Origin of the sequence: Streptomyces sp. WELS2 (genome assembly GCF_013870595.1) — a bacterium.
GTDB lineage: Bacteria > Actinomycetota > Actinomycetes > Streptomycetales > Streptomycetaceae > Streptomyces.
This window is the reverse complement of sequence record NZ_JACBWZ010000354.1, coordinates 1-6,074: the sequence shown is the minus strand read 5'-3', so window position 1 is coordinate 6,074 and position 6,074 is coordinate 1. Positions and strand designations below refer to the sequence as shown.

General features: G+C 71.6%; 6 protein-coding genes. 1 reads left to right on the top strand and 5 read right to left on the bottom strand.

What is annotated here, in order from left to right; translation table 11 throughout:
• Nucleotides 1-34: 34 nt before the first annotated feature.
• The 4 genes from H5J33_RS20220 to H5J33_RS20205 all read right to left on the bottom strand — a co-directional run bounded on the left by H5J33_RS20220 (nt 35) and on the right by H5J33_RS20205 (nt 3,050).
• Nucleotides 35-433: an SseB family protein gene (locus H5J33_RS20220; protein WP_181796337.1), complete on the bottom strand. Its 399-nt coding sequence runs from the start codon at nt 431-433 to the stop codon at nt 35-37.
• A 221-nt stretch (nt 434-654) separates the two neighbouring features.
• Entirely contained in the window at nt 655-2,163 is a 1,509-nt protein-coding gene (locus H5J33_RS20215; RefSeq protein ID WP_309485450.1) for a cytosine permease, read from the bottom strand.
• Nucleotides 2,164-2,573: 410 nt separating this feature from the next.
• The gene (locus tag H5J33_RS20210) at nt 2,574-2,897 is read right to left on the bottom strand and encodes a DUF2795 domain-containing protein (protein ID WP_181796336.1); all 324 of its coding nucleotides are present in this window, start codon (nt 2,895-2,897) and stop codon (nt 2,574-2,576) included.
• 9 nt (nt 2,898-2,906) lie between these two features.
• Complete coding sequence (locus H5J33_RS20205) at nt 2,907-3,050, bottom strand: hypothetical protein (protein WP_181796335.1); 144 nt, start codon at nt 3,048-3,050, stop codon at nt 2,907-2,909.
• A gap of 173 nt (nt 3,051-3,223) precedes the next feature.
• Between H5J33_RS20205 and H5J33_RS20200 the strand changes: the two genes are divergently transcribed.
• Complete coding sequence (locus tag H5J33_RS20200) at nt 3,224-3,418, top strand: DUF2795 domain-containing protein (RefSeq protein WP_030784217.1); 195 nt, start codon at nt 3,224-3,226, stop codon at nt 3,416-3,418.
• Nucleotides 3,419-3,569: 151 nt separating this feature from the next.
• Here H5J33_RS20200 and H5J33_RS20195 read toward each other — a convergent pair whose 3' ends face one another.
• Nucleotides 3,570-5,312, bottom strand: a complete 1,743-nt coding sequence (locus H5J33_RS20195; protein WP_181796334.1) for a cytosine permease — start codon at nt 5,310-5,312, stop codon at nt 3,570-3,572.
• Between the last annotated feature and the right edge of the window lie 762 nt (nt 5,313-6,074).

Genomic DNA, 6,074 nt, shown 5'->3' with positions numbered 1-6,074 from the left:
GTACCCCGGCGGCGCCCGCGTGCGTGGTCCCCGCTCAGCGGGCCAGCAGCGTGCGCACACCCTGTGACGTGAGCGTCAGGGCGTGGGAGGAGCTGCCGTCGATGGCGAGGGACAGGTTCTCGTCGGGCCACTGCGCGGCGAGCGCGCCGAGCGGGATCAGACGGTAGCGCGAGACGAAGGGCAGCAGATCGGCCATCTCGCCCTCCGTGGTGAACACCGGGACGACCGCGTCGCCGCCGGGCTGTTCCAGGACGGGCAGTGCCACCGTCGTGGCATCGGCGCCCTCTCCGTCCAGCGCGTCGTCCGGCACCGGGACGAGTACGTCACTGTGGGCGAGGGTGTCCAGGGCGGTCTGGTCCTCGGCGTTCACGGTCAGCGCGTCCAGTGCCTGCTGGGCCGGCGTCGGCGGGTCGGCGTGTGCGGGTGTCTCCATGGCTGGTCCCCAGGTTCGCGGTCGTACGGGCTGCCGGGACGGCTCGGCGCCCCGGACGTGCTCCCGCCTCGCGTACCCGGTGGGGTGCCGGGCATGCGTACGAGGAACATGTGGATCCGCGGCACATGGATTGCCCGCACATAGGTCGCGGGGTGTGCGTGGGGCGGGCGCCGGTCACGGCCCGTTCCCGCCGGTGGGGAGTCGACGGCGGGTCCCGGGCGTCACGGGCGCGGCAGCTCCTCGCGGGCCCGGCCGGCCGCCCGCGCCTCCTGGTGCCGTATCCGGGACCTGCCCGTCGACAGCGTGCCGAGGAAGGCGAGGACCAGAGCGCCGAGGACGCCCAGGTTGGCGTACGCCCAGGGGCCGGTCCGGCCGCCCAGGCCGAGCGGCGCCAGCAGATAGCCCTGCCAGGCCAGCCAGTGCGCGGCGGTGTTGGTGACCAGGCCCCAGCCGACGGCGGTGGCGGCGAGGGTGACACACAGCGGGAGGAGGGGCACGTCACCGTAGCGGCCGTGCGGGCGGTACAGGTCGGCTTCGTCGTAGTCGCGGCGGCGCAGCGCCAGGTCGGCGAGCATGACGCCGGCCCAGGCCGCGATGGGCACGCCGAGTGTGGTGAGGAAACCCATGAACTGGCCGAGGAAGTCGTCGGCGAAGAACACGATGTAGACCGAGCTGGCGATCATCAGGACGCCGTCGAGGAGGGCGGCCAGGTAGCGGGGTGCCCGCAGGCCGGCCGAGAGGAGGGCCAGGCCGGAGGAGTAGATGTCGAGGACGGCGCCGCCGACCAGGCCGAGGACGGCGACCACGGCGAACGGCACCAGGAACCAGGCCGGCAGGAGGGTGGCCAGCGCGCCGATCGGGTCGGCCGCGATCGCCCGGTTCAGCTCCGGGGCGGATCCGGCCAGCAGCAGGCCGAAGACCAGCAGCACCAGCGGGGCCGCACTGGCGCCGAACGTGGTCCAGCCGATCACTCCCCGGCCGGCGGAGTTCCGGGGCAGGTAGCGGGAGTAGTCGGCGGCGGCGTTGACCCAGCCGAGGCCGAAGCCGGTCATCATGAACACCAGGGCGCCGATGAACCGCTCGGCGGAACCGGCCGGGAGGGCGTCGACCGTGCTCCAGTGGATCCGGTCGGCGACGAGGACGACGTAGACGACCGTGAGGACGCCGGTGACCAGGGTGATCCAGGTCTGCAGCCGCATGATCAGGTCGAAGCCCATGACTCCGCCGACGACGGTCAGCGCGGCGACCACCACGAGGGCGGCGGTCTTGGTCCCGGTGCCGCCGCCCCAGCCGAGGGCGCCGAGGACGGTGGCGGTGGCCAGCGTGGCGAGCGCGGTGAGGACGGTCTCCCAGCCGACGGTGAGCATCCAGGAGACGACGGCCGGCAGCCGGTTGCCGCGCACGCCGTACGCGGCCCGGCTGAGCACCATGGTCGGGGCCGAGCCGCGCTTGCCGGCGACCGCGACGAAGCCGCACAGCAGGAACGAGACGACGATGCCGAGCGTGCCGGCGGCGAGGGCCTGCCAGAAGGAGATGCCGAAGCCGAGCGCGAACGCGCCGTAGCCGAGGCCGAGGACGGAGACGTTGGCCCCGAACCAGGGCCAGAACAGGGTGCGCGGGGTGCCCTTGCGGTCCGCGTCCCCGATCACGTCGAGGCCGTGCGTCTCCACCCGCGGGGGGCGGCCGGCGAGCGCCCCCTCCTGCGGGGCGTCGTGCGGATGGGCCGTCACCGAGCCTCCTGCCTGCCTGTCCTCATGTCCGCGTCACGCTAGATCGGGCCTGCGGCGCGGTCAAGGCGCCTGGTGGAGTGCCTGGCGGCGTCGCAGGAGGCCCGCGCGGAGTGGCCGCGGCGGGGCATCGCCCAGGGACATCACCGAGGTGGCCCTGCGCATCGAGGTCCCGGTGGCCGTGCTCGCGGGCGGACAGGACGTGGCGGAGCCGCCCGCCGTACCGCGCGCGTGTCCGCTGCCCTGCGTTCCGCGCGCGACGCCGGACATCGTTCCGGGCGGCCATCTGCTGCCGCCAGAGGCTCCGGAAGCGGTGGCCGGGGCCCTGGGCGGCTTTCTCGCGGGCCTGCGCGGTGAGGACGCACTCGGCCGAAGGACGGCCGCACTCCCCGACAGCCGTCCCCCGGGCCGGCTCAGCGGTCGAACTCCTCCTGGATGGGTGTCCTCGGCTCTTCCCGCAGGTGCTGGGAGAGGCCCGGCTTGCCGCCGTGCCGTGCCTGGCCGGCCCGCCGGCCGGCGTCGGGTCCGAGATCGGAGTCGGGGTCCACCCGGACCGACCTCGCGACCTCGGCGCGGCCGGCGTATTCCTCGGCGGGTATGCCGCGCAGGGCCTTGACGACCTCTTCCGTGGCTCCGGCCTGCCGGGCGGCCGAGACCAGGTCTTCCTCGCCGGCCGGGTAGGTCACGTCCTTCAGCGCGTCCAGCACCTCCGGGACGCTGGTGTGTGCCGTGCTCATGACGCCTCCCTACGCGTCGTCCTCCTCTTCCGGGGTCTTCTCGGCGGTGTCCTCCCCTTCCGCCTGGGAGGGGGTGGTACGGGCCGGCTGCTCCGTGTCCGGGGCGTCCGTCTCGCGCTCGCCCTCGGCCTGCGATGGGGTGTTCTCGCTCATCGGGTCCTCTCATCCGCGGTCCCGTCGCTGCTTCCGGAACCGTCGGGTACCCGCGCCCGGCTCGCCCCATCACCAACCGGAATTTCTGAATCCGCTTCCGTGGGAGGGGTACCTGAGCAGTCCCGGCGCTCCATCCGCGCCGGTCGATCACCGACTCACTGCCAGGAGGAACCATGGCGGGCATCACCCCACCTGACCTGCAGAAGGCGCTGCACGGCGTGGAGTACCCGGCCGGTACCGACGACCTTCGGAAGGCGGCCGAGAAGAACCACGCGCCCAAGGAGATCACGGAGCGGATCTCCCACCTCGGGAAGAAGAAGTTCGAGAACCCCGCCGAGGTCAGCAAGGCCGTCTTCCGGAACGAGTGACGGCGCACGGCGGATGCCGTGGGACACGGTGCGCGGCGGCCGGCCGCCCAGGCCCGGCCGCCGCGCACGCCGTCCCGCGGTGACGTGACGATGAGCGCGACGACCCGGACACCCGGCACCGCTCCCGTCACCCGGTCATCCGGTCATCCGGTCATCCGGTCATCCGGTCAGCCGCCCCTCCCCCCCGAGCGGAACCGTCGCCGGTCCGGACGGTGGGCAGACCGAGGGTGACGGGCCCCGGCGCTCCGCCTCCGCGCTTGCAGGAGTCGTGGCAGTCCTTCTCCAGGCTGCAGCACAGCGAACAGACCGGGCCCTGGTGGAAGGGGCAGCCGGCCATGTCGGGCCGTTCGAAGCCGGTCGCGCAGACGGCGCAGGTCAGTACGGCGGCCGAGGGCAGCCCGTCCGCGCCGAGCAGCGGCTCCTCCAGCCCGTCGGGCCGGGCGAGGTAGTAGCGGCCCTTGGTGAGCACCGCGAACAGCGGCGAGAGCGCCATGGCCAGGAACAGCGCGATGAACGGCGAGAACGCCTTGCCGTAGGCGCCGAACGCCTCGAAGTAGGCGGCGATGGACACCCCTGAGGCGATCAGCATCGAGCCGAAGCCGACCGGGTTGAAGTGGTACAGGTGGGCCCGTTTGAACTCGATGTACGACGGGCTGAGCCCGAGCGGCTTGTTGACGATCAGGTCGGCGACGACCGCGCCGATCCAGGCGATGGCCACGTTGGAGTAGAAACCGAGCACGGTGTTGAGGAAGCCGAAGACACCGCCCTCCATCAGCGCGAGCGCTATGCCGACGTTGAGGAAGATGTAGACGACCCGACCGGGGTGACGGTGTGTCAGGCGGGAGAAGAAGTTCGACCAGGACAGCGAACCCGAGTACGCGTTGGTCGAGTTGATCTTTATCTGGGACAGGATGACGAAGAAGGTCGCCAGCCCCAGGGCGACCGGCGCGGCGAACGTGCCGAAACCGTGGACGTACTGCCGGATCGGTTCGTCGGCCTTGCCGAGTCCCGCGCTCCCGGCGACGCAGAAGGCCAGGAAGGCGCCCCCGATCTGCTTCAGCGCCCCGAGGACCACCCAGCCCGGTCCGGCTCCCAGCACGGCGGTCCACCAACGCCTGCCGTTCCGCGGGGTCTTGTCCGGCATGAACCGCAGGTAGTCGACCTGCTCGCCGATCTGCGCGATAAGCGACAGCGCGACGCCCGCACCGGCGCCCACACCGAGCGCGCCGAGGTTCGAGCCCGTGGGCGAGTCGCCCGCGAAGTGCGTGAACTCCGAGAATTTACCGGGCTCCTGGACGGCGACGGACACGAACGGGGCGACCATCAGCACCAGCCAGACCGGCTGCGTCCACACCTGCATCTTCGACAGCGCGGTCATGCCGTGGATGACGAGCGGCAGGATGACCAGCGAGCAGACGACATAGCCGACGGCGAGCGGGATGTGCAGGCCGAGTTCCAGCGCCTGCGCCATGATGGAGCCTTCGAGGGCGAAGAAGATGAAGGTGAAGCTCGCGTAGATCACCGAGGTGAGCGTCGAGCCGAGGTACCCGAATCCCGCGCCCCGGGTCAGCAGGTCCATGTCGATGGAGTACTTCGCCGAGTAGTACGAGATCGGGATGCCGGTCAGGAAGATGACCACCGCGGCGGCCAGGATCGCCACCAAGGCGCTGGAGAAGCCGTGCGCGACGGCGATCGAGCCGCCGATGGCGAAGTCCGCGAGGTAGGCGATGCCGCCGAGTGCGGTGGTGGCGACGACGTACGGCGTCCAGCGGCGGAAGGACTTGGGCGCGTAGCGCAGCGAGTAGTCCTCCAGCGTGTCGTTCCGCGTCCAGCCGTTGTACGTACGGCTGCCGGGCGGGGCCGGTGGCGCTTGGCTGTCGGCGATGTCCGTCACGGCGCTCCCCTCGTCCTGCGCTGCGCCCGGACACGCCGGGCCGGTTGCAGGGAAGGTTCGTGCCGCCGTGTTGCCCTGCTGTTTCCCCGTCTTTAAGAACGGCGTCCCGTCCTCGGGTGACAACCGTCACAGGGCGGTCGGCGACTAAGGGTGCCGGATAGTAGATGCCGCTCCCACGACATATGGGATTTGTCCGTCTTGCCACGGGCACGGGACATGGCCGGTGTGACTCCGCGGCAGCGCGCGGGGTGCTCGGCGTATCCCTCACCGCTGCCGCGTTCCTGAGGAACCGACAGCATCGCGCAAACGTCGCGGTCGCAATCTTCTGCATCTCCCGGCGTTACTGGCAAGGCCCGGGAGTGTCTACGAGGCGGGATAGTAGTCCGCCCCTTTGCGTCCCGTGTGAAGCCGTCCCAAGAATGGGCGCTCCGCGATCACCGAGTGAGGTTGACGTATGGGACAGCACCGCAAGACCAAGCACTACCGGCGCATAGTCATCACCGCCGTCGCCGTCGGCGCCGTGGGCGTGCCCTCCGTCGCCCTGGCCTGTACCGACTGGCCGTTCGGCACGGATCCGCGGCCGCGGGCCGACGCGACGAGCACGCCCGGGGCGCAGGAGCGGCACCTTCACAGGCATCACGACCGCAACGGAGTGGACGCGGTCGCGGTGCCGGCCAGCACGCCGCGCACCACGGAGCCGGTCACCACCACGCCGACCCCGTCCACGCCGACCCCGTCCGCGCCGTCGTCGTCCGCACCGGT